The organism is Atopobiaceae bacterium, from assembly GCA_022483015.1.
Classification (GTDB): Bacteria; Actinomycetota; Coriobacteriia; order Coriobacteriales; family Atopobiaceae; genus JALCUE01.
This window is the reverse complement of the sequence record JAKVOB010000001.1, coordinates 154,489-180,169: the sequence shown is the minus strand read 5'-3', so window position 1 is coordinate 180,169 and position 25,681 is coordinate 154,489. Positions and strand designations below refer to the sequence as shown.

The following is a 25,681-nucleotide window of genomic DNA, read 5'->3' as shown; positions in this document are numbered from 1 at the left end:
TGGTTGTGGAAGAGTGGCCTATGGTGTGTGCGGCATCATGCCACACATGCACATGCGCATCTTCCTCTCTGTGCCCGATGTCACGTTGCTCATGGTGCCGCTCCTCTCATGTCGTCTTGGTCGTTCACTAACACCTAGTAATGTACTAGGAATTAATGTGATGAACAGGATGCCACTCGTGCCGTGCCCTGTCAAGCACTCTCTGCACATCGCCATTCCTAGGCGAACAGATGCTTGCTGAAGTAGCGATCCCCACGGTCGGGGAACAGCGTGACCACGGTCCCCGCATGCATCCCCCGTGCCACCTCCAGGGCCGCGGCAAGGGCTGCTCCCGAGCTCGAACCGGCGATGATGCCTTCCTCACGTGCGAGCAGACGGGATCCCTCATAGGCCTTCTCGTCATCGACCTTGACCACCTTGTCGACGAGTGACATGTCCATGGTCTCGGCGACGAAGTCGTTCCCGATGCCCTCGGTGGCATAGTCGGCATGCGTGCCGCCACCCATGGTCGATCCCACGGGGTCGGCCAGGATCCCTCGGATGCTCGGGTCCCTCTCCTTGAGGAGTCGCATGATGCCGGTGAACGTGCCTCCCGATCCGGCACCGGCCACAAAGCAGTCGATGTCCCCATCGAGGTCGTCCCAGATCTCGGGCCCCGTGGTCTCGTAGTGGGCCTGCGGGTTCGCCTGGTTGTGGAACTGCCCTAAGGCCACGGCTCCAGGGATGCTCGACGCGAGCTCGTCAGCCTTGGAGGCCGCTTCCGACATTCCGCCTTCCTGGGATGTGCTCACGATCTCCGCGCCCAGGGCGCGCATGAGGGTCTGCTTCTCCTCGCTGAACTTCTCGGGCACCACGAAGATGACGCGGTAGCCCTTGCCCAGGGCTGCGAAGGCGATTCCTAGGCCCATGTTGCCCGCGGTCCCCTCCACGATGGTCGAGCCCGGATGGAGTAGGCCCCGACGCTCGGCGTCCTGGACCATGTACATGCCCGTCCGGTCCTTCACGCTGCCCGAGGGATTCCAGAGCTCGAGCTTCGCGAAGAGCCCCACGCCCTCGGGCGCTCCCACGTGGCTGAGTCTCACCATGGGCGTGTGCCCGACCAGCTCGTGCATGGACTCGTAGTGATGTCCCATCTCAGTTCCTTCCCTGGGAGCTCGCTCGAATTGCCTGTCTGACATCGGCGAGGATGTCATCCGCGTCCTCGATGCCCACCGAGAGCCGGATGAGCCCGTCGGTGATGCCCGCACGGACCCGCTCCTCGCGGGGGATCGCGGCGTGGGTCATCGTCGCCGGATGGCAGGCCAGGGACTCGACGCCGCCGAGGCTCTCGGCGAGGGCGACGAGCCGAAGGCTCTTGAAGAAGATACGGTGGTCGTGGCCCGGAGCAAGCTCGAAGGAGAGCATGCCGCCCGCGCCTGTGGCCTGCCGGCGGTTGGTCTCGTAGCTGGGGTCATCCTCGAGACCGGGGTAGTGGACATGGGCCACCTCCGGGTCTTCTGCGAGCGCCTCGGCGATGATCTGCGCGTTGCTCACGTGGCGGTCCATGCGGACTCCCAACGTCTTGATGCCTCGGATCAGGAGGAAGGAGTCGAAGGGTCCCAGGACGCCACCGGTCGAGTTCTGGATGAAGGCGAGCCTGCGCGCGAGCTCGTCGTCCCGGACGATTACCGCGCCGGCCACGAGGTCGGAATGGCCGCCCAGGTACTTGGTGGCGCTGTGGACGACGATGTCGGCGCCGAGCTCGAGGGGGCGCTGGAGCCAGGGGGTCATGAAGGTGTTGTCCACGATCGAGAGGAGCCCATGCCTATGGGCGACCTCGCTCACGGCGGAGATGTCGGTCACGGAGAGGAGCGGGTTCGCTGGGCTCTCCATGAGGACGGCGACCGTCTTGGGTCCCATGGCGGCCTCATAGTCGTCGGGGCTGGTCCCCTGGGCGACCGAGAAGCCGATTCCGAAGTGCGAGAACACCTTGTCGAGGACGCGATAGGTCCCCCCATAGACGTTGCTTGAGATGAGGATCTCGTCGCCCTCATCGAAGAGCGAGATCACGGCCGTGATGGCGGCCATGCCCGAGGCGAACGCAAAGCCGTGCGTGCCGTCCTCGAGCTCGGCGAGAAGGGACTCGAGGGCCGCTCTCGTCGGGTTGCCCGTGCGTGAGTACTCCCATCTTGGAGTGCCACCGATCTCCTCCTGTCGAAAGGTCGAGGTCTGGTAGATCGGGACGTTGACGGAACCGGTCGTCAGGTCCGTCGTGCCCCCTCCATGGATGAGCCTTGTCGCACCATGGAGGGTCGAGGTTGGGTTCGTAGGGGGCATCTTCTCTTCTCCTTGTCCGCTGTCATAATCCTAGTACGCAGCTAGGAATTATGGAGAGTATAGGAGCCGAGCGACATGCAGTCAACGTATCGTCCCGAGAAATCTAATCAGGCCTCCGGGAGCTCCCACAGCTGGTCGATGGGGCCGTTGCCATGCCCGAGGTCGAGGCCTGCCGCAAGGGCCCCCTCGAGATAGGCCTTCGCGGCACGGACGGCGTCCTCGAGGGGGCTCCCACATGCCAGGCCGCAGGCGATGGCCGACGAGAGGGTGCATCCCGTCCCGTGGGTGCCCTGCGCCTCGATGTGCTCGGCCCTGAGCCAGACCATCTCTCCCGAGGCGAGGCGCAGCAGGTCATCCGCCCCCCTTCCGGGCATGCCCACCCTTCACGAGGACGGCGCCGGGGGTGAGGCGCGCGATGGCATCGGCTGCGTCCTCGGCGCTGGCCTCGTCGGTGATGTGGGCGTCCGCGAGGCGCTCCGCCTCGGGGATGTTTGGGGTCACGACCGAGGCGAGTGGGAAGAGCTCCCTGGTAAGGGCGTCCACGGTAGCGTCGTCTGCGAGCGTGGCCCCGCTCGTGGCCACCATCACGGGGTCGAGCACGACGTCCTTGGCGTGGTGGGCGAGAAGGGCGCGCGCGATGGCCGAGCACGTCTCGGCGCCTCCCACCATGCCGACCTTCACCGCGGCAGGTGGGATGTCCTCGAAGCATGCGTCCATCTGGGACCCCACGATGCGGGCGTCGATGGTCTGGACGTCGCGGACCTCGCAGGTGTCCTGGGCGGTCACGGCCGTGATGGCGCACTCGGCATAGAGGTGGTGCGCGGCGATCGTCTTGATGTCGGCGGGGATGCCTGCCCCTCCCGACGAGTCCGTCCCTGCGATGGCGAGGACCGCAGGCAGCCTCATGGTCGGTCCAGGAGGGCGGCCACCCCTGAGGCGAGCTCGCGGGTGGCCGACGTGACGTCCTCGGCCGCGAAGATGGCCGACACCACGGCGACGCCGGCGACGCCGGTCCCGGCAAGCTCGTGGACCGTGGCCGCGTCGATGCCGCCGATCCCTATGACGGGAATCGAGACGGCCTTGCAGATCCCGGCCAGCCCATCGAGCGTGACCTCGGCGGCGTCCGGCTTGGTCGGCGTGGGGTGGAGCGCGCCCACGCCCAAGTAGTCGGCCCCTTGGCGCTCGGCTGCGAGGGCTTCCCCGACGGTCTGGGCCGAGACCCCGATGATGGCCTCGGGGCCGAGGAGCTCCCTCGCCCTCTCGCAGGCCATGTCCGACTGCCCAACGTGCACGCCGTCCGCGCCGACCTCCCGGGCGAGCTCGACGTCGTCGTCGATGACGAAGGGCACGCCTGCCTTGGCGCAGATGTGCCTGAGGCTGAGGGCGAGGTCGCGCCTCTCGTCATGACCGGCGTGCTTCTCGCGGAGCTGGATGAAGGTGGCACCTCCCTCGATGGTCTGTGCCACGCAGTCGGGGAGGGTCCTGCCATGGAGCCAGGCCCGGTCCGTGACGGCATAGAGCCGCATCGCATGGCGGATGTCCTGCCTCGACCAGGTGCCGCGGGCTGCCAGGGGTGTCATGCGTCATGCCTCCGGCTCGTCGATGCGGGCCCCTGCGAGCAGGGAATCCCCCGTGAGGTTATAGAGGGCGTCGAGCAGGTAGGTCCTGAAGCTCCCGTTCCCGTCAAGCGGACCCATGCGTCCTGCGGCGACCTCGCCCGCCACCCCCATGGCGCACACGGCCGTGACGGCCGCCTCGAAGGCGTCGTCGTGCGCGGCAAGGAATGCCGGCGTGATGGCCGAGAGCATGCAACCGCTGCCTGTGATGCGGCTCATGGTCGCATCACCGTTGGCAATGGCGACCGTGCGCGTGCCGTCGCTCACGAGGTCGATGGCACCGGTCACGGCCACGATGGTGCCGCATGTGGCCGAGAAGGACCGTACGAATGCCGCCTTGTCGGCAAGGTTGTCCCTGGTGACGGCATCGTCCGGGTTCGCGTCGACCCCGTGCGTGGTCGAGCTCGCGCCTGCCACGGCCTGGATCTCGCTCATGTTGCCCCGGATGACGCTCACGGGGAACGAGTCGAGAAGGACGCTCGCCGTGGAGGTGCGCATGGCCGAGGCGCCGGCTCCGACCGGGTCGAGCAGGATGGGATGCCCGAGCTCCCCTGCGCGGGTGGCTGCGACCCGCATGGCTGCGACCGACACCTCGTCGAGCGTGCCGATGTTGAGGTCGAGCCCGTCGCAGATGCTGGCGATGTCACGGACGTCGCTTGCCTCCCCGCTGCTCATGATGGGGCTTCCCCCGACAGCGAGCAGGGCGTTGGCGCAGTCGTTCACGGTGACGTAGTTGGTGACGCAGTGCACGAGGGGCGCCTGCTCGCGGACGGAGTCCATGCAGGTCTTGAGGTATGAGGTATTCATCTAGTTCTCTCCCAGGTCTACGGTGAGTCCATCCATGATGCGGTTGACCGTGCGTGCGGCGCACATCTTGCCGCACATCGTGCAGGTGCCCTCGGTCTCGGGGGGTGCCTCGGCAAGGACCTCGCGGGCATGGTCACCGTCGAGCGCGCAGTCGAACATCTCCTCCCAGGAGACACGTCTGCGGGCGTCACTCATGCGGTCGTCGACGTCGCGGGCATGGGGGATGCCCTTGGCGATGTCTGCCGCATGGGCGGCGATGCGCGTGGCGACGAGCCCCTCTCGCACGTCATGTGCGTCGGGGAGCCTGAGGTGCTCTGCGGGGGTCACATAGCAGAGCCAATCGGCACCGGATGCGGCAGCGACGGCACCCCCGATGGCAGCGGTGATGTGGTCATACCCCATGCCAACATCGGTGACGAGCGGGCCCAACACGTAGAAGGGGGCGTCATGGCAGAGGCGCTTCTGGAGCTTCATGTTGGCGGCCACCTCGTCCAGTGCCATGTGGCCGGGACCCTCCACCACCACCTGCACCCCGGCGTCCCAGGCGCGGGTGGTGAGCTTGCCCAGCTCGACGAGCTCGGCCGTCTCGGAGGCGTCGGTCGAGTCGAAGGTGCTTCCCCCACGCATGGCGTCCCCGAGCGAGATGGTCACGTCGTGCTCGTGGAGGATGGCGAGGAGCTCGTCGAAGTGCTCGTAGAAGGGGTTCTCGTTGCCCGTCGTCATCATCCAGGCGAAGAGGAGCGAGCCGCCCCTGCTCACGATGTTGGTGAGTCGCTTCGTCTCGAGGAAGGTGTCGAGCACCCGGCGGTTGAAGCCGGCATGGATGGTCATGAAGTCGACGCCGTCCTCGGCGTGGGTCCGCACGACGCCGAGCAGGTCCTCTGCCGTGAGCTCGACGAGGGGCTTGTCGAGGTAGCCGATGGCGTCGTAGATGGGGACGGTACCGACGGCCAGGGGGGTGCGGCCGATGAGCTGCTGGCGGAACCGGCGGGTCTTGCCCGAGTTGGAGAGGTCCATGATGGCGTCGGCCCCATACCTCTCGGCGATGTCGACCTTCTCCCACTCCGTGGGGGCGTCATGGATGTCGCCCGAGATGCCGAGGTTCACGTTGACCTTGGTGCGGAGGCCCGCCCCGAAGCCGCGGGGCGCGAGACCCACATGGGCTGGGTTCGCGGGGATCGCGATGCGTCCCGCCGCCACGCCCTCGCGCACGAACCCGGCGTCCCGATACTCGTCGGCGGCGACCGTCCTCATCTGTTCTGTGATGGTTCCCGCACGTGCGGCATCGATCTGCGTCATAGCGCATCCCTTCGTTGGCATTATCCACATCAGGTTCCCTGGGTCGGAGCATGTGCTCCCTCTCAGCCTGCCGTCGCAAGCTCCCCGTCTATGCAATTGCGGTCGACTATAGCAGAGCTTCGTGACATGTGCCTGAGGATGTGCGGGGGAGAGCCACTCGAGCCCGACCTGACCGGTATTGCATAAGGTCCGTCACCGCACCTGCTGCTTCGGACGAACTTGTGGCTTTCTTGGCGAAACAAGTTGGAAAACAAGATACAGTACACTCATTTAACATATACAGGTATCGAAAGCCATCAAACGTTGGGGGTCAACCATGTCTCATACCTTCTCTCGTCGTGAGTTCCTCGGTCTCGCAGCTGGTTCCGTCGCCATGGTCGGCCTCGCGGGTTGCGGCTCGTCCTCCTCGTCATCGAGCTCCTCGTCGACGACCTCGTCATCCTCGTCGGACTTCTCCAAGAGCAGCTACATCGTCGCGACGGACACCACGTTCGCCCCGTTCGAGTTCACGGACGACTCCAACAAGTTCGTCGGCATCGACGTCGACCTGCTCGCCGCCATCGCGGCCGAGACAGGCTTCAACTACGACCTCCAGTCCCTCGGCTTCGACGCCGCGGTGGCCGCACTCGAGTCCGGCCAGGCGGACGCTGCCATGGCCGGCATGTCCATCACGGACGCCCGCAAGCAGAAGTACGACTTCTCCGATGAGTACTACGACTCCTACGTCTGCGTCGCCGTCAAGGACGGCTCGGACATCACGAGCCTCGACGGCCTCAACGGCAAGACCGTCGCCGCCAAGACGGGGACGCAGGGGGCCGACTGCGCGGAGAGCCTCAAGTCCCAGTACAACCTGACCATCACGTACTTCGATGACTCCTCGCTCATGTACCAGGACGTCCTGACGGGCAACTCCGTGGCCTGCTTCGAGGACTACCCCGTCATGGCCTATGGCATCTCCAAGGGCAACGGCCTCAAGATCGTCGTCGAGGAGAAGGACGACTTCTCCACGCCGTATGGCTTCGCCGTGCTCAAGGGCAAGAACGCCGACCTCCTCGCCGCCTTCAACAAGGGCCTCAAGAGCATCAAGGACAGCGGCAAGTACGACGAGATCGTCAACCAGTACCTCAAGGCGTAAGCTGGATGGTACGCATGACAACTGACATGGGGCCCCGCGGCCCCCGGATGTGAGGGTGGTCCATGAGCCTGTCGAGTATGCTCGAGACGTTCGAGGACCTGGCGCCGATGCTTGCCAGCGGCCTCTCGGTCACGCTGCAGGTGACGATCATCTCGCTCGTGATCGCCATGGTCCTGGGCATCCTCGTCTGCCTCATGCACCTCTCCAAGCATCGGGTGCTCCGCGGCATCGCCAAGTTCTACATCTGGCTCATCCGCGGCACCCCTATGCTGGTCCAGGCCTTCTACATCTACTTCGCCATGCCCCAGCTCATCCAGATGCTCACGGGCTCGGCCTTCCGCATCGACGTCTTCACGGCGAGCCTCGTGACCCTCTCGCTCAATGCCGGCGCCTACAGCTCCGAGATCTTCCGTGGCTCGATCGAGTCGGTCGACAAGGGTCAGATGGAGGCGGCGCGCAGCCTCGGCGTGGGGTATGCCACGTCCATGCGGAAGATCATCCTGCCGCAGGCCGTGCGCATCTGCCTGCCCTCGCTCGTGAACCAGTGCATCATCACGCTCAAGGACTCCACGATCCTCTATGCCATCGGCCTCGGCGAGGTCATGTACCAGGCCAAGATCTATGTCGGCAGGACCATGGAGTCGTTCGCCACCTATACCTGGGTGGCGATCTGCTTCCTCCTGATCACCAGCGTCCTCATGCTCGTCTCGAGGACGATCGAGAAAAGGATGCATGCCTAACATGGCCGAGCCAAAGATAAAGGTCGTAGGTCTCACGAAGACCTTCGGTGAGGTCGAGGTCCTGAAGGGCATCGACATCGAGATTAAGCCTGCCGAGGTCGTCTGCGTCATCGGGCCGTCCGGGTCGGGCAAGTCCACGTTCCTGCGGTGCCTCAACCGTCTGGAGGAGCCCACCTCGGGTGAGGTCTTCATCGACGGCGAGAGCATCACCGACAAGAGCGCCAACGTCGACCAGGTCCGTCGGCACCTAGGCATGGTCTTCCAGCAGTTCAACCTCTTCCCGCACTACACGGTGAAGCAGAACCTCACGTTCGCGCCGGTCGAGCTCAAGCTCAAGACACCCGCCGAGGCCGAGAAGAAGGCCCTCGAGCTCCTCGAGCGCGTGGGACTGTCCAACAAGGTCGACGCGAAGCCCCGGGAGCTCTCGGGCGGGCAGCAGCAGCGTGTCGCCATCGCCCGTGCCCTCGCCATGGAACCCGACATCATGCTCTTCGACGAGCCCACGAGCGCCCTCGATCCCGAGATGGTCTCGGAGGTCCTCGACGTCATGCGCGAGCTTGCCAAGGAGGGCATGACGATGGTCGTCGTGACCCATGAGATGGGCTTCGCCCGCGACGTCGCCGACCGTGTGGTCTTCGTCGATGACGGTGTCATCCTCGAGCAAGGCACTCCCGAAGAGGTCATGAGCCATCCCAAGAACGAGCGCACCAAGAGCTTCCTCAGCAAGGTGCTGTAGGCACACCGAGAAGGGTCTGCCGTGCGTCTGCTTCGTGGCATAGCCTCCGTGCTGCTCGTCACGACCATCTGTGTGGCCGTGGGCCGGGCGACGGGACTCATCCCCACGTCCGCGTCGCGGGTCTCCTCCTCCGTGACGACCTCCTCGGCGGCTGCCTCGGGCAGTGGGGCCTCGGATGCCGCGACGGCCTCGTCGACGAGCGAGAGGCCCTATCCGGCCTCGCTCTCCGCCGACCTCCATGACGACTTCGACACCATCTGCGAGGACCTCGATGCGGGTGTGCTCGACGTGCATGTGGGGGCCTCGAGCGACTCCGACCTGGACGCGCTCTTCGACGCGGTCCGTCAGACGCCCGACCTCTTCTGGGTCTCGGGGTCGGGGAGCTACACGAGGTCCATCCTGGGGACCACGATGCACTTCTCGGAGAAGTACGGTGACACGGCTGCCGTGCGGACGGCCGTGGAGTCGGTGGCGGACTCAGCCCTCTCGGGCCTGACGGCTGATATGGGTGACTACGAGAAGTCCGTCTACCTGCACGACTGGCTCTGCGAGCACGTCACCTACGAGGCGTCGGTCGACGAGTCCGACCAGGACGTCTACGGGGCCCTGGTCAATGGCCGTTGCGTCTGCATGGGATATGCCAACGCCTACTGCTACCTCATGCGCAGGGCAGGCGTCTCGTGCTACGACGTGGAGGGCACCTATGACGGCGAGAGCCATGCGTGGAACCGCTCGGTCCTCGACGGCGAGGTCTACTATACGGACGTCACGGGTGACGACCAGGCGGACGCGACGCTCCGGCACGACTGGCTCAACGTCACGAGCGACGTCATGGGCGCGACGCATGCCCCCACCTACGCCGAGGACATGCCGGCGTCCTCTGCCACCGCAGACAACTGGTACGTGCGCCGCGGCCTCATGCTCTCTGCCTACGATGTCTCCGAGCTCGAGGGGATCCTCGCCTCGCAGGATGGCGACGTGCTCGACGTGTGCTGCGCCGATGCGGACACCTACGCGCGGCTCTGCGCCCTCTTCCAGGGGCAGGACGCCTTCGATGTCCTGGGCGACTCCGGCCATCCGTGCCGCAACGTCCAGTACGCCACCTCGGTCGGCACCTATGCCCTGCAGCTCACGTTGTCATGAGGGTGGCCACATCGGTCCGTCGGGACCTCAGGACGCGCCCTCCTCGCTCTCGAGGTCCGCGCGCAGCTCGTCGAGGAAGACCTCGGCGGCGTGCGAGGGCAGCCGGTACTTCTTCCACACGATGACGCCACCCATGGTGAGTCGAGGGCGCAGCGGCACGAACCGCAGGCTGCTCGTCCCGCTCACGTCACTGAGCCCCTCGAGGGTGAGCGAGTAGCCGACGCCTGCCTCGACGAAGAGGCCTGCGTTGAAGATGAGGTTGTAGGTCCCCACGAAGTCGACCTGGTCGGGGTCTATCCGGTTCTTGGACCAGGTCCTGAGGTCGAAGTTATGCGCGACGTCGCGTGACGAGTGGAGGAGCGGCATCCGCGCGAGCTGCTCGGGGGTGATGGCATCCTCCTGCGCGAGTGGGTCGTCGGCGCGCATGAGCACGCCCACGGTGTCCTTGTCGGGCAGGGTGAGGTACTCGTAGCGGGCCTTGTCCACGGGTTCGAGCATGAGGCCGAGGTCGAGCGTGCCGTGCTCGAGCCTCTCGGCGACGTCGTCAGCGTTGCCGCTGTAGAGGTCGAAGTGGACGAGCGGATGGCGCGCATGGATGCGCTGGGCCACCCGTGCCACGCGGCGCATCATCACGGTCTCGCCTGCGCCGATGGCGACGGTCCCGGCGAGGTCCTCGTCGGGGAGGCGGAACTCGGCCTCGCAGCGCTCGGCCAGCCCCACGATCTCCTCGGCGCGCTGTCGCAGGCGCATGCCGTCCTCGGTGAGCGTGGTCGCCCGGTTCGACCGGATGAACAGCGTGGCCCCGAGCTCGCGCTCGAGGTCCGCTATCTGGCGCGAGAGGGTGGGCTGGGTCACGTGGAGGACGTCGGCGGCTGCGGTCATGTTCTCCTCGCGGGCCACGGCGAGGAAGTACTCGAGCGTACGAAGTTCCATGAGGCGCTCCCTGCTGACGAGAATGACATACGTGTCACGTATACCCAATAGTGCAAGATAGGCATTTTACATTCCTGCCACCTCACCGGAGAATGGAACCACGGAACCGACGGGGAGGGGAGGCATGGTGCTCGATGACGGGGACATCACCTGCTGCCTGTGTGACATCGGTTGCCCGCCAGGGGAGGCGTCGCGCATCGCGACCGCCGACGCCCGGACGCGCGACCTCATGCTCGCCCGGGTGAGGCAGAGACTCCTCGAGCGGATCCACGGCGACCAGCAGCGTCTCGATTGCCTGGACTACCTCATATTCCGGCTCAGATGCAAGGGCGATGCCGCTGCCGATCCGGCAGGCGGATGTGCCACGAGATGTGGGTGTACGAAGACCGAACGAGAGGACACCACCATGGGTAAGGGAGATCTCAGCGTGTTCGAGACGGGCGCGCCCAATGACGCGTACGCGCAGTACTTCGTGGGACAGAGCTACCTCAAGATGCTCAGCACGGAGCAGGTTGGCGTCGGCAACGTCACCTTCGAGCCGGGATGCCGCAACAACTGGCATGTCCACCATGCCACCAAGGGTGGCGGCCAGATCCTGCTCGTCACGGCCGGATGTGGCTGGTACCAGGAGTGGGGCAAGCCCGCACGAAGGCTCGGCCCCGGGGACGTCGTCAACATTCCCGAGGGCGTCAAGCACTGGCATGGCGCGACCAAGGACTCGTGGTTCCAGCACCTCGCCATCGAGGTGCCGGGCGAGGACGCCTCCAACGAGTGGCTCGAGCCGGTGTCCGACGAGGACTACGCCAAGCTCGGATAGGTCGATGCCCGTCACGAGGTCGCACGATCAAAACCATCACAAGCGAGGAGCTCACATGCTAGGTAACTTCACGTTCCATAACCCCTGCGCCGTCCACTTCGGTCCCGAGGCCCTCGACGAGCTCGCGGGCGAGCTCGCGTCCTACGGCGACCGCGTGCTTCTCGTCTACGGCGGCGGCTCCGTCAAGCGCACCGGCCTCTATGACGAGGTCATCTCCATCCTCGCTGCGGCCGGCAAGACCGTGGCCGAGGTCGCGGGTGTCATGAGCAACCCCACGGCCGACAAGCTCCGCGAGGGTTGCAAGGTCGCACGTGACAACGACGTCGACCTCATCCTTGCCGTGGGCGGAGGCTCCACGATCGACTACGCCAAGGGCGTCTCGGTCGGCGCCTGGTGCGACGGTGACCCCTGGGAGCATTACTACCTGCACATGGAGGACCCGCAGAACCGCATCATCCCCGTGGGCGACGTGCTCACGATGAGCGGGACGGGCTCGGAGATGAACGCCGGCTCCGTCATCACCGACCATGCGGCCAAGCTCAAGATCGGCCACGTCTTCGGGTCGGACGTCATCCCGCGCTTCGCCATCGTGAATCCCGAGGTCACGTTCACCGTGCCGGACTACCAGATGAGGGCCGGCATCTTCGATGCGTTCAACCATGTCCAGGAGCAGTACTTCTCGGGTGACGATGACAACGTGAGTGACTACCTCTCCGAGGGCCTCATGCGCTCGCTCGTACGCAACGGGCGTGCAGCCGTGGCCGACCCTGCGGACTACGAGGCCCGCTCGAACGTGACCTGGGCCTGCACGCTCGCCCTGAACACGCTGATCGCCTGCGGCAAGGCGACCGACTGGGAGGTGCACATGCTGGGCCAGGCCATCGGTGCCGTCACCGACGCGACCCACGGCATGACCCTCTCGGCTGTGGCCATGCCCTACTACCGCCTCGTCATGCCCTATGGCCTGCCCAAGTTCCGCCGTTTCGCGACCGAGGTCTTCGACGTGGACGCGAACGGCAAGACCGACGAGCAGGTCGCGAGCGAGGGGCTCGACGCCCTCGAGGCGTGGATGGGCGAGATCGGCGTCGTCATGCACTCGCGCGAGCTCGGACTCTCCGAGGACCTGATCGATGACACCGTCAAGGCCACCTTCGTGCTCGACGGCGGGTATCACGAGCTCTCTCCCGACGAGGTCCGTCAGATCCTCGTCGCGAGCCTCTGATGGCGGCCAGGGACGACACGAGGAGGAACGACCATGGCATCATGGACTGACGAGAAGGTCGGGCGCTTCGGGTTCGGGTGCATGCGCCTACCGATGGTCGACGGGAAGGTCGACCTCGAGGCGACGAGCGCCATGTTCGACGCGTTCCTGGCCTCTGGCTTGAACTACTTCGACACGGCACATGGCTACCTCGACGGCCAGAGCGAGGTCGCGGTGCGCGAATGCCTGGTCAAACGGCATCCGCGCGACGCCTTCTTCCTGACGGACAAGCTCACGGCCAACTTCTTCAAGACGGCCGACGACGTCATGCCCGTGCTCGAGGACGAGCTCGTCGCCTGTGGCGTTGACCACTTCGACCTGCTGCTCATGCACGCGCAGGGCCTCTCGAACTACGACCACTTCATGGAATGCCGTGCCTATGAGCAGGCCCGGGAGTTCGTGGCTCAGGGCAAGGCCCACCACATGGGAATCTCGTTCCATGACCGGCCTGAGGTGCTCGCGCGCATCCTCGACGAGCACCCCGAGGTCGAGGCCGTGCAGATCCAGCTCAACTACGAGGACTGGGAGGCGCCGGCCATCCAGAGCAGGCGTTGCTACGAGGTCTGTGCCGAGCGAGGACTCCCGGTCATCGTGATGGAGCCCGTCAAGGGCGGCAACCTCGTGAACCTGCCTGATGACGCGCAGGCGGCGCTCGATGAGGTCCCCAACCCGGAGCACCTCTCGAACGCGGGCTTCGCGCTGAGGTTCGCCGCGACGCAGCCGGGGGTCGCCATGATCCTGTCGGGCATGGGCGACATGGCCCAGCTGCGCGACAACCTCTCGACCATGGTCGACCCGTCTCCGCTCGATGACGAGCAGGTCGCGGGGCTCAGGCATGTGCACGAGGTCCTGGCCGCGAAGGGCCTCATACCCTGCACGGCATGCCACTACTGCACTGCCGGCTGTCCCAAGCACATCAACATCCCCGAGGTCTTTGGCTGCCTCAACGACAAGCGCGCCTTCGGGGGCTGGAACTCGGCCTACTACTACGGCCAGGTCCATACCACGGGAGGGCACGCCAAGGCCTCGGAGTGCCTCGGATGTGGCAGATGCGAGCAGGTCTGCCCGCAGCACCTGCCCATCCGCAAGCTCCTGGAGGAGGTCGCGGCCGAGTTCGAGTAGGCCGCGACGACCGCTGGCGAGAAGGACGGGGGCCTTGGGGCCCCGTGCCAGACCGTCCGCTCAGGAACAGTTCCTGGCACCTCTCAGCTCGGCAAGCCTGACCTTGATGGCCTCGAGCGCCTGCTCGGGGTCATCGATGCCATGGACGGCATCCTCCATGGGGCACGGACCTGTGCCGGCCCGGTTCACGATGTGGTCGGCGAGCGTCGCCATGCTGGTCTCGATGCCGTGGGCCAGGAGCACGTCCTGTGCCCCCTCGCTCATCGTGTCGGCAAAGACCGCACCCACACCCATGAGCACATAGAGGAACGCCGCCGCACGACCCACCACCTTGTCCGCGGCCGAGAACCCCGCGAGGTCCTTCTTGGACGCCAGCCAGGCGAGGAGCGGCGCGACGCCGCGCGCGGAGCTCGTGAGCGTGACGTCACCCTTGCAGAGCACGCACGTGAAGGACCCGCGTCCAAGGAGCCCTTGGGCGCGGGTCATATCGGATCTGCTCGATGAGGCGGTCATGGGACCTAACCCTCGAGCGAGGTGCCTTGGGCCTTGTCGACGAGGTGGATCACCAGCGGGAGCAGGGCCCACTGGAGGATGAGGCCGGGGAGGCCTGCTGCGACGCTCGTCCAGATGGTGCTGATGGCGATGGCCTGGTTTCCCAGGGCGAGGACGGCCACCAGGATGGCTGCCGCACGGACGAGGCGGCCTGCGACCTGTGTGATGAGGACCTTGCCGACCGTGGGGGCCTTGGTCGGGCGGAGGAGCCCCGCCACCAGGCCATAGGTGCCGAGCTCGATCATCATGAACGGGAGCATCCCGATGCCGGGCATGCCCGAGATCGCGAAGCTCGCCAGGGGACCGAAGACGCCCGCGATGATGCCTGCATACGGGCCGGCGAGAAGGCCGACGAGGATGATGGGCAGGTGCATGGGGAGGAACGTCTCGCCCAACGCGGTGCCCAGCCCCAGGGCCGCACCGGCGACATGGAACAGCTGTGGCACGGCGACGGCCCCCACTATGGCGGCGATGGTCGCGAGCGTCTGGACCCTCACGGAGGGCAGCGGTCGGGCGAGCGTGGTTGCGGATGTGCTCATGATGGATCCCTTCCTATGGGAGGTCGTGCCTTGATGCTACAAGGATACCCACTCGAGGCGATGACCTGCGTGGGGTCGTCCGGCTGGTCGGGCGTCAGTCGTGCGTCCGAAGCTCGTCGAGCCAACGGTCAAGCTCTGCCTGCGGCGTGACCATCTGGTCACCACCCTGGCTGTCGAAGCGGAACTCCTTCGCATGGGCGAAGGCGGCCCCCGGGCAGGCGTCCTCCATATCGTCGATGACGGACCCCGGCCATCCGGCGTTGGTCATGAAGGGGACGACGGTCCTGCCCTCCCAGTCGTGTGCCCCCAGGAACGTGCGGACCGGGGGTGCCATGGTGTACCACCAGGTCGGGGTACCCACCACGATGACGTCATAGGACTCGGGGTCGAACTCGGCAGGCTCGATGTCGGGCATGAAGCCCGTGTCGACCTCCTCCTTGCCCTGCTCGACCACGTCGTCGTAGCTGCCGACATAGGGGCTCATGGGTTCGATGGCGCAGAGGTCGGCGCCCAATGCCTCGGCAGCCGCCCGTGCGATGCCCTCGGTGTTGCCGTTCGAGTAGGTGAAGTACGTGACGAGCGTGCGGGACATGGTCACTCCTTGTCTGCCGAGGCGGCTGCGGCCTCGAGCGCGGTGATGGCGTTCAGGGTGCGGGGGTAGCCGATGAGCGGCAGGTTCGACGAGATGACGGCCAGGAGGAGCGCCTCGCCGTTGCCGATGTGGAGGTTGCCTGCGGCATGGCCTTGGAGCTGGCCGTCGCAGCCACCCTGGGCCGCGATGATGCAGAACGTGACGAGCTCGCGGGCCTTGAGGTCGAGGCCGCCGCGCGTGTAGTAGTCGCCGAAGCAGTTCGCGGCCAGCCACTCGTTGATCTGGGGGTACTCGGCGTCGCCGTTCCTCCAGAAGTCGCGCATGCCGTCACCGAAGATGTCTACCTGGGCCTGCGTGCCGGCCTCGCGGCGACCCTCGGGCGTGGTCCTCGCCTGGGGCGCGAGGGGAAGCGTGACGTCCTTCTCGGCAAGCACCTCGTTCGTCGCCGTGAGGAAGGGGAACACCCTCCCTAGGCCAAGATAGGCCGTCGCCTGGTAGACGGCCTCCTTGGCTTCCGTGGGGGTGATGCCCATCGTGAGGGCCAGGGGGAGCATCACGCGGTAGGCGTCGATGCCCTGGCATCCGACGAGGGTCGAGAGCCATCCCAGGGCGCGGGTGTGGTCGTCGAGGGGGACGCGGTCGGGCACCTCGTCAAAGGCGAAGGCGTCGAACAGGTCGACGAACTCGGGATCGGTGCTGGCGAATTCCGAGGTGAGGCCTGCGAGGCTCTCGGTGAGGTCGACCCGGTCGGTCGTCGTGGCGTCTTGGTCTGTGGCTGGCATCGCATTCGTCCTTTCGCCATGCGCCGGTGGGGGCGCCGTTGCTCACAAAGAGCATATGGCCAGGGGGGTGCGATAACAAATGCCTATCTAGCATCATCTGGAATAGATGGAACGTATGGCAGAGGCGATACCACTCGCCCGACCGACTCGACGGAACGTCCCTCTCGATGGGGCCGTTCCGTGGAAGTGGCCGTCTCCTTGTCAGAAGACGTGTCAGCTCGGGTCATATGTCCGTTGAGCTCGGAATAACCCTAGACGACACGTCTTCTGGTGAAACGGGGATGCGGAGAGGATCGTCATGTCGCGAGGCACCGTGACGTATGTCCCTACTTGCGGGCCCTCCTGACACAGGCGTTGGCCTCGGCTGCCAGACGGGTGATTCCCTCGTACTCCCCGCCCTCGACGAAGTCCGGCCTGGTCACCCAGTCCTCCGAGCAGCAGGCCAGGACGGCGGGATCTGCCAGGAAGTCCGCGGTGTTGTCCTCGTCCACGCAGCCGATGGGCATGAAGCGGTGACCCTCGAAGGCGGCCGCGAACCGATCGATGCACGAGATCGCGTCCTGGGGGTTGGCGGTGACCATGCCCGTGACGATGAGGCCCATCTTGTGGGCCTTGAAGATGCCACCCTCGTCGACCGTGGTGGGGATGCAGGGGATGTCGGCATCGAGGCAGGCGCGGCAGAGCGTCTCGTCATAGGTGGGCAGCGTCACGAAGCCGGCGCCGGACTCGATGGCCGTGGCGAGCGCGTCCGTGGTGGCGATGGCCCCCGCGCCCACGAGGAGGTCGGGCTTGGCGGTGGCCATGTCGTGGATGGCCTTGGCGCCTGACGTGCCCATGCATTCCACCTGAACGACCGTGAGTCCGCCGCCGACGAGGGCATGGGCGAGCGCTGCACCGTCGCGTACCTTGTCGGAGTAGGTCTGGGGGATGTAGCCTGCATGCTCGAGCTTGTCGTAGAACGCGTCCATGTCCATGGTGATGCCTCTCGCTCCGATGCCTGTTTTTGACTTGTGTTCAAAACGCCATATTCGCTGTACCCGTTTTCGGGCGCTCTAACATGTCGGGCACGATCTCAGGCTGCCGGGACGGCCAGGTTCGGAGGAGGGGTGCCACCTGCGAGTTCACCATTGACATATGGGACTCTGCCGCCCACACTAGTCATGTCTGACGGGCGGCCGCGCGCCTCCCGAAAGACCCACATGATTCGTTTCGCATGCAGTGACGGCAAGGGTCCCCGAGCCGGAATCGTATGCGCAGGGCGTGGCCGGCTGTCGGCACGTCCATGCCATCGCTTCCCCTCCCTATGATCCCACGACCGTCGCGCCCCGTGGGCAGGCTGCCTGCGACCGTCGAGGGAGTGCCATGCTCAAGGTCGCCATCTACGGCAAGGGCGGTATCGGGAAGTCGACCGTCACGTCGAACCTCTCGGCCGCGTTCTCGACGATGGGCCTCCGCGTCATCCAGATCGGGTGCGACCCCAAGGCCGACTCGACGGTGAACCTGCTCGGCGGCGAGCCGCTCACGCCGGTGATGAACTACCTCCGCGAGCACGACGAGGAGCCCACGAGCCTGGGCCAGGTCTCTCGCGAGGGCTTCGGCGGGGTGCTCTGCATCGAGACGGGCGGCCCCACCCCGGGCCTGGGATGCGCCGGTCGTGGCATCATCGCCACCTTCGACCTCCTCGACGAGCTGCGACTCTTCGAGACCTGGAAGCCCGACGTCGTGCTGTACGACGTGCTGGGCGACGTGGTCTGCGGCGGCTTTGCGGCCCCCATCAGGGAGGGCTATGCCCAGGAGGTCGTGATTGTGACCTCGGGTGAGAAGATGGCGCTCTACGCGGCCAACAACATCAACGAGGCCGTGCACAACTTCGAGGACCGAAGCTACGCCAAGGTCGCCGGCATCGTGCTCAACCATCGCGACGTCGCCGACGAGAACGAGAAGGTCAAGGCCTTCGCCGACGGCGCCGGACTTCCCATCCTGGGTGAGATCCCCCGCAGCGACCAGATCATCGCGTGCGAGGACGAGGGCAGGACGGTCGTCGAGGCCGACGCGACCTCCGGCATAAGCCGGCGCTTCATCGACCTCGCCCATACCCTCCTCTCACGCCAGGGGGGCGCGTCATGACAGGGCATCCCCACGAGGATGGCCTGGCCTGCTCGGGGCCCTGTGGCCGCGCGTCCGCGCAGGGTGCTGCTGCCGCGAGCTTCTCGGTGGCCGACCTCGTGCGTCGGGGTCCGGCCGACCTACCCTCGGAGCTCGTCTCGTCCAAGCACCTCATCTACAGCTCCCCCGCGGCCCTGGCCTTCAACTCACCGGGTGCGGAGGGGTTCGGCGTGAAGCGCGCCGGCCTCTCGATCCCAGGCTCGGTCATGCTGATCGTGTCGCCGGGATGCTGCGGGAGGAACACCTCGCTCGTGAGCCGCCTGCCGGGCTACCGTGACCGCTTCTTCTACCTCACGATGGACCAGACGGACGTGGTCACGAGCCGTCACCTCAAGCTCATCCCGGAGGCCGTGCGCGAGGTCTGCGAGGGTCTGGCCCAGCCGCCCTCCATGGTCATGATCTGCATCACGTGCGTGGACGCGCTGCTCGGCACCGACATGGAGCGCGTCTGCACCCAGGCCTCCAAGGCCGCGGGCGTGCCGGTGCGCCCCTGCTACATGTACGCCCTCACGCGCGAGGGCCGCCGCCCGCCCATGGTCTACGTGCGCGAGGAGCTCTACTCGCTGCTCGAGGGGCGTCCGCGCAGGTCCCGCGTGGTCAACGTCATGGGGTTCTTCTCGCCGCTGCGCGATGCGTGCGAGCTCCATGGGTTGCTCGGGCAGGCCGGCATCCGCAAGGTCAACGAGCTCGCGCGGTGCTCCACCTATGACGAGTACCTGGCCATGTCCGAGGCCAACTTCAACCTCGTGCTCGACCCCGAGGCGCGTGTGGCCGCGGCTGACCTCGAGCGCCGACTGGGCATGCCGTCGGTGGAGCTGCGTCGCCTCTACCAGGTCGAGAGGATCGCGAGCCAGTACAAGGCCCTCGGCCAGGTGCTGGGCTGCGACCTCGACGACGTCCCGCCCTCATTCCGAGGCGGTCTCGGCGCTCGCGTCCTTCTCGGAGAGGCACGCCGGGGCCCGCGTGGCCATAGGGGAGTGCGCGAACGCAGACCCCTTCGAGCTCGCCCTCGCGCTCGCCCGCGCCGGCCTCCGCGTCACGGAGCTCTATGCCACGGTGACCGACGAGAGCTTTGCCTACCTGCGTCATCTCGCCGAGGTGAGCCCAGAGACCCGCGTCTTCTCGAACCTCGAGCCCACGATGCTCGACTATGATGCCTCGCTCCTGCCCGCCGACGTCACCATCGGCCACGATGCCGCCTACTACCAGCCCGACGTCCCCAACGTGGCCTGGAACGACGAGGTCCAGCCGTTCGGCTACGAGGGGCTCGTGGAGCTGCTCCGTCGTCTGGACGAGGTGATGGCGTGAGGGGTCTCAGGAGGTGCCTCACGCCCTTCGCCCCCGACCAGTCGGGAGCGTCCTCGGTGCTCTTCGACCTGGGCGGCATGATCGTGATCGTGGACGCCGGGGGGTGTGCCGGCAACGTCTGCGGCTTCGACGAGCCGCGCTGGTCCACCCGCAGGAGTGCCATCTTCAGCGCGGGCCTGCGCGACATGGACGCGATCATGGGGCGGGACGACCGTCTGGTCGCCAAGCTGGCCTCGGCCGCAGACCGCATCGAAGCGAGCTTCGTGGCCCTGGTGGGGACGCCGGTCCCTGCCGTCATCGGGACGGACCTCGCCGCCGTGGCGACCATGGCGACGCATGCGTGCGGCCTGCCGGCGCTCGCGATCGACACGGACGGCATGCATCTCTATGACGTGGGCGCGAGCAAGGCCTACCTCGCCCTGTTCCAGGCCTTCGCGACCGAGAGGGGGCCCGTGGTGCCGGGACGCCTCGGCGTCGTCGGGGCCACGCCGCTCGACCTGTCGACGACCCATGCCGGCAGGCTCCTGCGCGGACGGCTCAGGCAGGAGGGCTGGGACGACGTGGTCTGCTACGGGGCCGGGGCCTCGATGGACGACGTGCGTGCGGCATCCACCTGCGAGCGGAACCTCGTGGTGGCGCCGTCCGGCCTGGCCGGCGCGCGCTGGCTCGAGCGTACCTACGGGACGCCCCTCTCGGTGGCGTACCCGCTTGCGGACGACCTCCTCGCGGGGCTCCAGCTCGAAGGCAGGCGCGTGCTCGTGTGCCACCAGCAGGTCGCGGCCGACACCTTGCGCGAGAGGTGCGAGGAGGCCGGTGCCGAGGTCGTGGTCGCCTCCTGGTTCATGCTCGACGACGCCCTCGCGCGTCCCGGTGACGTCCACCTGGACGAGGAGGACGACCTCTCGCGGCTCGTGGCCGACGGCGGCTTCGACGTGGTCGTGGCCGACACGGACATGCGCGCGCTCGCCCCTGGGTTTGCCGGGACGTGGGTCGACGCCCCCCACTTCGCGGTGTCAGGGAGGTTGGTCCCATGACGGGCTCGCATCCCGAGGTCCCGAGGGGTGATGCGCTGGCATCGGGCCTGGTCACGCGCCGCATCCGCGTCTATGGCATCGTGCAGGGCGTGGGCTTCAGGCCCACGGTTGCCCGCCATGCGACGAGCGCGGGCGTGTGCGGCAGCGTCTGCAACAAGGGTCCCTATGTCGAGGTCGTGGCCCAGGGCACCGAGGCCCAGGTGGGTCGCTTCCTGCACCTGCTCGAGCACGAGCCGCCGCGTCGGGCGTCCATCCTGAAGCTCGACGTCAAGCCGGTCGGGGACGCGCCGTCCCTCTCGGACTTCGAGATCGTGGAGAGCGAGAAGGTCACGGGCGAGATCTTCGTGTCGCCGGACATCGCGATCTGCGATGACTGCAAGCGCGAGCTCTTCGACCCGACGAATCGCAGGTACCTGCACCCCTTCATCAACTGTACCTGCTGCGGGCCGCGCCTCACCATCCTCGACACCATGCCCTACGACCGTGAGCGCACGAGCATGGCCTCCTTCGGGATGTGCCCCACCTGTGCCGACGAGTACGCCGACCCGGGGTCGCGTCGCTATGACGCGCAGCCCGTGTGCTGCAACGACTGCGGTCCCGAGGTCTTCCTGCTGGGGCGGCCCGAGCGCGGGCACGATGCCATCAGCCACGTGCGCCGTACCATCGCTGCCGGCGGCATCGCGGCCGTGAAGGGCATCGGTGGCTTCCACCTGTGCTGCGACGCCACCAACCAGGAGGCCGTGGGGCGGCTCCGCACGCTCAAGGGGCGCCCGGCCAAGCCCTTCGCCGTGATGATGCGCGACATGGGCGTGGTGCGTCGCGAGTGTGAGCTCACGCCGGCCCAGGAGGAGGTGCTCGACAACCACCAGAAGCCGATCATGCTGCTCGGACGTGCGACGACGGCGACGCTCTGCGAGGCGGTCGCGCCCGACGACCCGCGCGTGGGCGTGATGCTTCCCTACGCACCCGTCCAGCTGCTGCTCTTCTCGTACGATGACGGCATCGAGGTGCCCGACTGCCTCGTCATGACGAGCGGCAACGTCTCGGGGGCGCCCATCTGCAAGGATGACGAGCACGCCGCCGCCGAGCTTGCCGGCTTCTGCGACTGCATCCTCACGAACGACCGGGCCATCCGCGTACGTGCCGATGACTCCGTCATGGACTGGTTCCATGGCCGGCCGTACATGATCCGCCGCTCACGGGGCTACGCGCCGCTGCCGACCATGCTGTCGCGCGGGTATGCCGGACAGGTCCTTGCCGTGGGTGGCGAGCTCAAGAACACCTTCTGCCTGGCCAAGAACGACCTCTTCTACCCGTCGCCCTACGTGGGCGACATGGGTGACGTACGGACGCTCGACGCCCTGTGCGAGACGGTCGGCCGCATGGAGGCCCTTCTCGAGATCGAGCCCACAGTCGTGGCCTGTGACCTGCACCCGCGGTACAACACGCGCCTCGTGGCCGAGGAGTCGGGGCTGCCTCTCGTGGAGGTGCAGCACCACCACGCCCACGTCGTCTCGTGCATGGCCGAGAACGACTGCGCGGGTCCGGTCCTGGGCCTGGCCTTCGACGGGACGGGCTACGGCACGGACGGGACCATCTGGGGTGGCGAGCTCCTGCTGGCCGACGCCGCGGGCTTCGAACGCCTGGGGAGCATCAGCCCCTTCCTGCTGGTGGGCGGGGACGCCGCCGCCCGCGAGGGCTGGAGGGTCGCCGTCTCGATGGCGCGCGAGCTCGTCGGGAGCACCGACGAGCTGGTGGTGGCCTGCGAGCGGCTCGGGCTCGCCGACGAGCGGACCTGCCGCGTGCAGGCGCGAATGGCCGAGAGGCACGTCAATGCCGTCACCTGCACGAGCACGGGCCGCCTGTTCGACGCCCTCTCGGCACTGTTGGGCATACGGCGCGCGTCGACCTACGAGTCGGAGGCGGCCTGCGCGCTGCAGGTGACGGCCGAGGCCGCGCTGCGGGCAGGCGCGTCGTGCGACGGCTGGGCGGTGCCGGGCCTCACGAGCGGTCCCGATGGTCGCATCGTCATGGACACCCGCGCGCTCTTCTCGGAGGTCATGGACCTCAGGCTTGCGGGGGCCGACGCCGGGGCGCTCGCGCTCCTTGCGCACAGGGCCCTGGCAGCCCAGGCGGTCGACGCCTGCGTGGCGGCCCGTGACGAGAGCGGCGTGGGCACGGTCGCGCTCTCGGGCGGGACGTTCCAGAACACGCTGCTGTTGGGGATGGTGGCGGACGGCCTTGCCGAGGCGGGCTTCTCGGTGCTCACGCACTGCCTGGTGCCTCCCAACGACGGGGGCATCTCGCTCGGACAGGCCGTCGTGGCGATGGAGCGGCTCCGTGGTCACGGGTGATGGCGCCCGCTGAGGTAGCGCATCCGGCACCTTTATGGCCTATAAAAGGTGCCGGATGCGCTACCTCAGCGAGGAGGAGAGGGAATTGCGGCTCATGGTCTTCGTGATGGTGGCCGTGACATGCGAGGGAACCGACGCGCCGGACGGCGCGAGGAGAGGAGAGTCACATGTGCGTAGGACTGCCGGCAAAGGTAGTGCGGGTGCAGGAGGGGACGGCCGTCGTGGACGCCACGGGGGCGCAGCGCGAGGTCTCGGCCGAGCTGCTCGATGACCTCGAGCCAGGTGAGTACGTCATGGTGCATGCGGGCGTGGCCATCTCGCGCATCACGTCGGACGACGAGGACGAGACGGACGCCCTGCTCGAGGAGCTCTCGTGACGGGGGCGGCCGACAAGGCGCGGGCGATCATCGAGTCCTATGACGGTCCTGCCCTGCGCATCATGGAGGTCTGCGGCACCCATACGCACGAGATCTTCCGCCTGGGCATCCGTGGGCTGCTGCCGCCCCAGGTGAGGCTCATCTCGGGCCCGGGCTGCCCGGTGTGCGTGACGCCGCCCGGCTTCATCGACGAGGCCGTCATGCTGGGCCTCGAGCACGACGTCACCGTGTGCACCTTCGGCGACCTCGTGCGCGTGCCGGGGACCGACATGAGCCTGGCGGGCGCCCGCTCCAAGGGCGCGCGCGTGCAGGTGGTCTATTCGCCGCTCGACGCCGTGGACTATGCGCGCGACCATGCCTCCGAGCAGGTCACGTTCCTCTCGGTCGGCTTCGAGACGACCACGCCTGCCAACTGCCTGGCCGTGGAGCGGGCCGACGCCGCCGGGCTCGGCAACTTCTCGCTGCTCACGGCCAACAAGACGATGCCACAGGCCTACCAGGCCCTGAAGGGGAGTGCCGACGCGTTCCTCTATCCGGGGCACGTCTGCGCCATCACGGGCACCAGGGCCGAGGAGGACCTCGTGGGCCAGGGGGTCTCGGGTGTGGTCTGCGGGTTCACCGCACCGGAGATCATGTGCGCCCTTGCCATCATCCTCAGGAGGTCGCAGGAGGGCAGGCCCTTCTTCGCCAACGCCTATCCGCGCGTGGTGACCCGCGAGGGCAACAAGGGCGCCCAGGGGCTCGTCGCCCGTCTCATGGAGCCGTGCGACGCCACGTGGCGCGGCCTCGGCGAGATCCCCGGCTCGGGCATGCGCCTGCGCGATGCCTACGCCGCCTATGACGCCCGCAGGAAGTTCGACCTGCCGCACGTGGAGGGCCGCTCCAACCCGGCCTGCCGTTGCGGCGACGTGCTCAGGGGAGCCTGCACCCCGCATGACTGCCCGCTCTTCGGGAAGGTCTGCACGCCGCAGCATCCCGTGGGCGCCTGCATGGTCTCGGGTGAGGGCGCCTGCTCGGCCTACTACCAATACGGAGGAGAACAGCTATGAGCGATACCGTCATGCTCGCGCACGGGGCCGGAGGCCGGCAGACCGCCGAGCTCATCGACACGGTGTTCAAGGCCCACTTCGACAACCCACACCTCACGGCGGACGATGCCGCGGTGCTGCCCCGGCCGGCCGGCCCGATCGCCATGACCACGGATGGCTTCATCGTGAGCCCGCCGTTCTTCCCGGGTGGCAACATCGGCAAGCTCTCCGTCTGTGGCACGGTGAACGACCTGGCTTGCATGGGCGCGCGTCCGCTCTACCTCACGTGCTCCTTCGTGATCGAGGAGGGCTTCCCGTTGGAGAGGCTCGAGCAGGTCGTCTCGGCGATGTCCGCCACGGCGGCCGAGGCCGGCGTCGAGATCGTGGCCGGTGACACCAAGGTGGCCGGCAGGGGGCAGGTCGACAACCTCTTCATCACCACGACGGGCGTGGGCGAGGTCATGCCGGGCACGCACCTCGCCGGCGATGCCGCCCGCCCGGGCGACAAGGTCATCGTGACGGGCGACATCGGCCGTCACGGCTGCACGATCCTGCTCGCGCGCGACGAGTTCGGCATCGACGCCGACGTCACGACCGACTGCGCCCCGCTCTGGGGACCGGTCAAGGCCATGCTCGACACCACCTCTGACGTGCATGTCATCCGCGACGCCACGCGTGGCGGGGTGGGCACCGTGCTCTACGAGATCGCGGGCGAGTCGTCCGTCTCGGTGGAGCTCGACGCGGAGGCCGTGCCGGTGGCGCCCGAGGTCCGTGGCGTCTGCGACATGCTCGGCCTCGACCCGCTCTACCTGGCCTGCGAGGGCACGATGGTCGTCTTCGCACCGGCCGACGTGGCCGACGACGTGGTCGCTGCCCTGCGTGCCACGGACCACTCGCACGGGGCGGCCGTCATCGGCACCGTCTCGGCCGACCATCCCGGCAAGGTCATCATGCGCACGAGCATCGGCACGCGGACGCTCCTGCCCCAGCCCACGGGCGAGCTCCTGCCCCGCATCTGCTAGGA

General features: G+C 67.2%; 26 protein-coding genes, 2 pseudogenes and 1 riboswitch. Of the genes and pseudogenes, 15 read left to right on the top strand and 13 right to left on the bottom strand.

What is annotated here, in order from left to right; translation table 11 throughout:
• Window positions 1-218: 218 nt before the first annotated feature.
• From LKE50_00795 to thiC, 6 genes and pseudogenes are all read right to left on the bottom strand, one after another.
• Window positions 219-1,133 (bottom strand): cysteine synthase family protein, encoded by a 915-nt coding sequence (locus LKE50_00795; GenBank protein ID MCH3967181.1) that lies wholly within the window; start codon window positions 1,131-1,133, stop codon window positions 219-221.
• Window position 1,134: 1 nt separating this feature from the next.
• On the bottom strand, window positions 1,135-2,316 hold the full coding sequence (locus tag LKE50_00790) for a PLP-dependent aspartate aminotransferase family protein (GenBank protein ID MCH3967180.1): 1,182 nt from the start codon (window positions 2,314-2,316) through the stop codon (window positions 1,135-1,137).
• Window positions 2,317-2,423: 107 nt separating this feature from the next.
• Window positions 2,424-3,222, bottom strand: a pseudogene (gene thiD, locus LKE50_00785) (bifunctional hydroxymethylpyrimidine kinase/phosphomethylpyrimidine kinase).
• The gene (gene thiE, locus LKE50_00780; GenBank protein ID MCH3967179.1) at window positions 3,219-3,896 is read right to left on the bottom strand and encodes a thiamine phosphate synthase; all 678 of its coding nucleotides are present in this window, start codon (window positions 3,894-3,896) and stop codon (window positions 3,219-3,221) included. Before thiE ends, thiD begins: the two are co-directional and overlap by 4 nt.
• A 3-nt stretch (window positions 3,897-3,899) precedes the next feature.
• Window positions 3,900-4,739, bottom strand: a complete 840-nt coding sequence (gene thiM, locus LKE50_00775) for a hydroxyethylthiazole kinase (protein MCH3967178.1) — start codon at window positions 4,737-4,739, stop codon at window positions 3,900-3,902.
• Window positions 4,740-6,038, bottom strand: coding sequence for a phosphomethylpyrimidine synthase ThiC (thiC, locus tag LKE50_00770; protein ID MCH3967177.1), 1,299 nt, complete (start codon window positions 6,036-6,038; stop codon window positions 4,740-4,742).
• Window positions 6,028-6,135, bottom strand: a riboswitch (TPP riboswitch). (Overlaps the previous gene by 11 nt.)
• A gap of 219 nt (window positions 6,136-6,354) precedes the next feature.
• Here thiC and LKE50_00765 point away from each other — a divergent pair.
• From LKE50_00765 to LKE50_00750, 4 genes are all read left to right on the top strand, one after another.
• Window positions 6,355-7,173 (top strand): transporter substrate-binding domain-containing protein, encoded by an 819-nt coding sequence (locus LKE50_00765; GenBank protein ID MCH3967176.1) that lies wholly within the window; start codon window positions 6,355-6,357, stop codon window positions 7,171-7,173.
• 62 nt (window positions 7,174-7,235) lie between these two features.
• A complete protein-coding gene (locus tag LKE50_00760; protein MCH3967175.1) occupies window positions 7,236-7,913 on the top strand; it encodes an amino acid ABC transporter permease in 678 nt (225 codons plus the stop codon).
• A gap of 1 nt (window position 7,914) precedes the next feature.
• The gene (locus tag LKE50_00755) at window positions 7,915-8,649 is read left to right on the top strand and encodes an amino acid ABC transporter ATP-binding protein (protein ID MCH3967174.1); all 735 of its coding nucleotides are present in this window, start codon (window positions 7,915-7,917) and stop codon (window positions 8,647-8,649) included.
• Window positions 8,650-8,670: 21 nt separating this feature from the next.
• Window positions 8,671-9,792 carry a hypothetical protein gene (locus tag LKE50_00750; protein ID MCH3967173.1) on the top strand — a complete coding sequence of 374 codons (1,122 nt, stop codon included), beginning with the start codon at window positions 8,671-8,673 and terminating at the stop codon, window positions 9,790-9,792.
• 27 nt (window positions 9,793-9,819) lie between these two features.
• Here LKE50_00750 and LKE50_00745 read toward each other — a convergent pair whose 3' ends face one another.
• Window positions 9,820-10,419 (bottom strand): LysR family transcriptional regulator substrate-binding protein, encoded by a 600-nt coding sequence (locus LKE50_00745; protein MCH3967172.1) that lies wholly within the window; start codon window positions 10,417-10,419, stop codon window positions 9,820-9,822.
• Window positions 10,420-10,575: 156 nt separating this feature from the next.
• Window positions 10,576-10,725 (bottom strand): annotated as a pseudogene (locus LKE50_00740) (LysR family transcriptional regulator).
• 124 nt (window positions 10,726-10,849) lie between these two features.
• Here LKE50_00740 and LKE50_00735 point away from each other — a divergent pair.
• Genes LKE50_00735 through LKE50_00725 form a run of 3 tightly spaced genes read left to right on the top strand, consistent with a single transcriptional unit; the run spans window position 10,850 to window position 13,925 of the window.
• The gene (locus LKE50_00735; GenBank protein ID MCH3967171.1) at window positions 10,850-11,542 is read left to right on the top strand and encodes a cupin domain-containing protein; all 693 of its coding nucleotides are present in this window, start codon (window positions 10,850-10,852) and stop codon (window positions 11,540-11,542) included.
• 55 nt (window positions 11,543-11,597) lie between these two features.
• On the top strand, window positions 11,598-12,764 hold the full coding sequence (locus LKE50_00730; GenBank protein MCH3967170.1) for an iron-containing alcohol dehydrogenase: 1,167 nt from the start codon (window positions 11,598-11,600) through the stop codon (window positions 12,762-12,764).
• A 33-nt stretch (window positions 12,765-12,797) separates the two neighbouring features.
• A complete protein-coding gene (locus LKE50_00725; GenBank protein ID MCH3967169.1) occupies window positions 12,798-13,925 on the top strand; it encodes an aldo/keto reductase in 1,128 nt (375 codons plus the stop codon).
• A 60-nt stretch (window positions 13,926-13,985) separates the two neighbouring features.
• Here LKE50_00725 and LKE50_00720 read toward each other — a convergent pair whose 3' ends face one another.
• The 5 genes from LKE50_00720 to LKE50_00700 all read right to left on the bottom strand — a co-directional run bounded on the left by LKE50_00720 (window position 13,986) and on the right by LKE50_00700 (window position 17,364).
• Window positions 13,986-14,411, bottom strand: coding sequence for a DUF1893 domain-containing protein (locus LKE50_00720; protein ID MCH3967168.1), 426 nt, complete (start codon window positions 14,409-14,411; stop codon window positions 13,986-13,988).
• A gap of 32 nt (window positions 14,412-14,443) precedes the next feature.
• Entirely contained in the window at window positions 14,444-15,016 is a 573-nt protein-coding gene (locus LKE50_00715) for an ECF transporter S component (protein MCH3967167.1), read from the bottom strand.
• Window positions 15,017-15,110: 94 nt separating this feature from the next.
• Entirely contained in the window at window positions 15,111-15,608 is a 498-nt protein-coding gene (locus LKE50_00710) for a hypothetical protein (GenBank protein ID MCH3967166.1), read from the bottom strand.
• Window positions 15,609-15,610: 2 nt separating this feature from the next.
• Complete coding sequence (locus LKE50_00705; protein MCH3967165.1) at window positions 15,611-16,390, bottom strand: carboxymuconolactone decarboxylase family protein; 780 nt, start codon at window positions 16,388-16,390, stop codon at window positions 15,611-15,613.
• Window positions 16,391-16,716: 326 nt separating this feature from the next.
• Entirely contained in the window at window positions 16,717-17,364 is a 648-nt protein-coding gene (locus LKE50_00700) for a bifunctional 4-hydroxy-2-oxoglutarate aldolase/2-dehydro-3-deoxy-phosphogluconate aldolase (protein MCH3967164.1), read from the bottom strand.
• Between the two features lie 388 nt (window positions 17,365-17,752).
• Here LKE50_00700 and LKE50_00695 point away from each other — a divergent pair, with 388 nt between their 5' ends.
• The 8 genes from LKE50_00695 (at window position 17,753) to hypE (ending at window position 25,679) form a co-directional block, all read left to right on the top strand.
• On the top strand, window positions 17,753-18,517 hold the full coding sequence (locus LKE50_00695) for a nitrogenase iron protein NifH (protein MCH3967163.1): 765 nt from the start codon (window positions 17,753-17,755) through the stop codon (window positions 18,515-18,517).
• Complete coding sequence (locus LKE50_00690; GenBank protein MCH3967162.1) at window positions 18,514-19,710, top strand: nitrogenase component 1; 1,197 nt, start codon at window positions 18,514-18,516, stop codon at window positions 19,708-19,710. Before LKE50_00695 ends, LKE50_00690 begins: the two co-directional genes overlap by 4 nt.
• Entirely contained in the window at window positions 19,697-19,864 is a 168-nt protein-coding gene (locus LKE50_00685; protein ID MCH3967161.1) for a hypothetical protein, read from the top strand. The genes LKE50_00690 and LKE50_00685 overlap by 14 nt, the downstream gene beginning before the upstream one ends.
• Complete coding sequence (locus tag LKE50_00680; protein ID MCH3967160.1) at window positions 19,861-20,898, top strand: nitrogenase component 1; 1,038 nt, start codon at window positions 19,861-19,863, stop codon at window positions 20,896-20,898. The genes LKE50_00685 and LKE50_00680 overlap by 4 nt, the downstream gene beginning before the upstream one ends.
• The gene (gene hypF / locus LKE50_00675) at window positions 20,895-23,252 is read left to right on the top strand and encodes a carbamoyltransferase HypF (GenBank protein MCH3967159.1); all 2,358 of its coding nucleotides are present in this window, start codon (window positions 20,895-20,897) and stop codon (window positions 23,250-23,252) included. The genes LKE50_00680 and hypF overlap by 4 nt, the downstream gene beginning before the upstream one ends.
• A gap of 167 nt (window positions 23,253-23,419) precedes the next feature.
• On the top strand, window positions 23,420-23,629 hold the full coding sequence (locus tag LKE50_00670; GenBank protein MCH3967158.1) for a HypC/HybG/HupF family hydrogenase formation chaperone: 210 nt from the start codon (window positions 23,420-23,422) through the stop codon (window positions 23,627-23,629).
• Entirely contained in the window at window positions 23,626-24,678 is a 1,053-nt protein-coding gene (gene hypD, locus LKE50_00665; GenBank protein ID MCH3967157.1) for a hydrogenase formation protein HypD, read from the top strand. Before LKE50_00670 ends, hypD begins: the two co-directional genes overlap by 4 nt.
• Window positions 24,675-25,679, top strand: coding sequence for a hydrogenase expression/formation protein HypE (gene hypE / locus LKE50_00660; protein MCH3967156.1), 1,005 nt, complete (start codon window positions 24,675-24,677; stop codon window positions 25,677-25,679). Before hypD ends, hypE begins: the two co-directional genes overlap by 4 nt.
• The last annotated feature ends 2 nt before the right edge of the window (window positions 25,680-25,681 follow it).

Excerpts from the sequence above, each read along its gene's own strand:
- LKE50_00730 (MCH3967170.1), top strand. The coding sequence starts at position 11,598 with ATGCTAGGTAACTTCACGTTCCATAACCCCTGCGCCGTCCACTTCGGT.
- LKE50_00795 (MCH3967181.1), bottom strand. The coding sequence starts at position 1,133 with ATGGGACATCACTACGAGTCCATGCACGAGCTGGTCGGGCACACGCCC.
- thiC (MCH3967177.1), bottom strand. The coding sequence starts at position 6,038 with ATGACGCAGATCGATGCCGCACGTGCGGGAACCATCACAGAACAGATG.
- LKE50_00690 (MCH3967162.1), top strand. The coding sequence starts at position 18,514 with ATGACAGGGCATCCCCACGAGGATGGCCTGGCCTGCTCGGGGCCCTGT.
- LKE50_00725 (MCH3967169.1), top strand. The coding sequence starts at position 12,798 with ATGGCATCATGGACTGACGAGAAGGTCGGGCGCTTCGGGTTCGGGTGC.
- LKE50_00765 (MCH3967176.1), top strand. The coding sequence starts at position 6,355 with ATGTCTCATACCTTCTCTCGTCGTGAGTTCCTCGGTCTCGCAGCTGGT.
- LKE50_00790 (MCH3967180.1), bottom strand. The coding sequence starts at position 2,316 with ATGCCCCCTACGAACCCAACCTCGACCCTCCATGGTGCGACAAGGCTC.
- hypF (MCH3967159.1), top strand. The coding sequence starts at position 20,895 with ATGACGGGCTCGCATCCCGAGGTCCCGAGGGGTGATGCGCTGGCATCG.
- LKE50_00755 (MCH3967174.1), top strand. The coding sequence starts at position 7,915 with ATGGCCGAGCCAAAGATAAAGGTCGTAGGTCTCACGAAGACCTTCGGT.
- LKE50_00720 (MCH3967168.1), bottom strand. The coding sequence starts at position 14,411 with ATGACCCGCGCCCAAGGGCTCCTTGGACGCGGGTCCTTCACGTGCGTG.
- LKE50_00705 (MCH3967165.1), bottom strand. The coding sequence starts at position 16,390 with ATGCCAGCCACAGACCAAGACGCCACGACGACCGACCGGGTCGACCTC.
- thiE (MCH3967179.1), bottom strand. The coding sequence starts at position 3,896 with ATGACACCCCTGGCAGCCCGCGGCACCTGGTCGAGGCAGGACATCCGC.
- LKE50_00710 (MCH3967166.1), bottom strand. The coding sequence starts at position 15,608 with ATGTCCCGCACGCTCGTCACGTACTTCACCTACTCGAACGGCAACACC.
- LKE50_00760 (MCH3967175.1), top strand. The coding sequence starts at position 7,236 with ATGAGCCTGTCGAGTATGCTCGAGACGTTCGAGGACCTGGCGCCGATG.
- LKE50_00700 (MCH3967164.1), bottom strand. The coding sequence starts at position 17,364 with ATGGACATGGACGCGTTCTACGACAAGCTCGAGCATGCAGGCTACATC.
- LKE50_00670 (MCH3967158.1), top strand. The coding sequence starts at position 23,420 with ATGTGCGTAGGACTGCCGGCAAAGGTAGTGCGGGTGCAGGAGGGGACG.
- LKE50_00695 (MCH3967163.1), top strand. The coding sequence starts at position 17,753 with ATGCTCAAGGTCGCCATCTACGGCAAGGGCGGTATCGGGAAGTCGACC.
- LKE50_00685 (MCH3967161.1), top strand. The coding sequence starts at position 19,697 with ATGCTCGACTATGATGCCTCGCTCCTGCCCGCCGACGTCACCATCGGC.
- LKE50_00735 (MCH3967171.1), top strand. The coding sequence starts at position 10,850 with ATGGTGCTCGATGACGGGGACATCACCTGCTGCCTGTGTGACATCGGT.
- LKE50_00745 (MCH3967172.1), bottom strand. The coding sequence starts at position 10,419 with ATGCGCCGCGTGGCACGGGTGGCCCAGCGCATCCATGCGCGCCATCCG.
- LKE50_00715 (MCH3967167.1), bottom strand. The coding sequence starts at position 15,016 with ATGAGCACATCCGCAACCACGCTCGCCCGACCGCTGCCCTCCGTGAGG.
- hypE (MCH3967156.1), top strand. The coding sequence starts at position 24,675 with ATGAGCGATACCGTCATGCTCGCGCACGGGGCCGGAGGCCGGCAGACC.
- thiM (MCH3967178.1), bottom strand. The coding sequence starts at position 4,739 with ATGAATACCTCATACCTCAAGACCTGCATGGACTCCGTCCGCGAGCAG.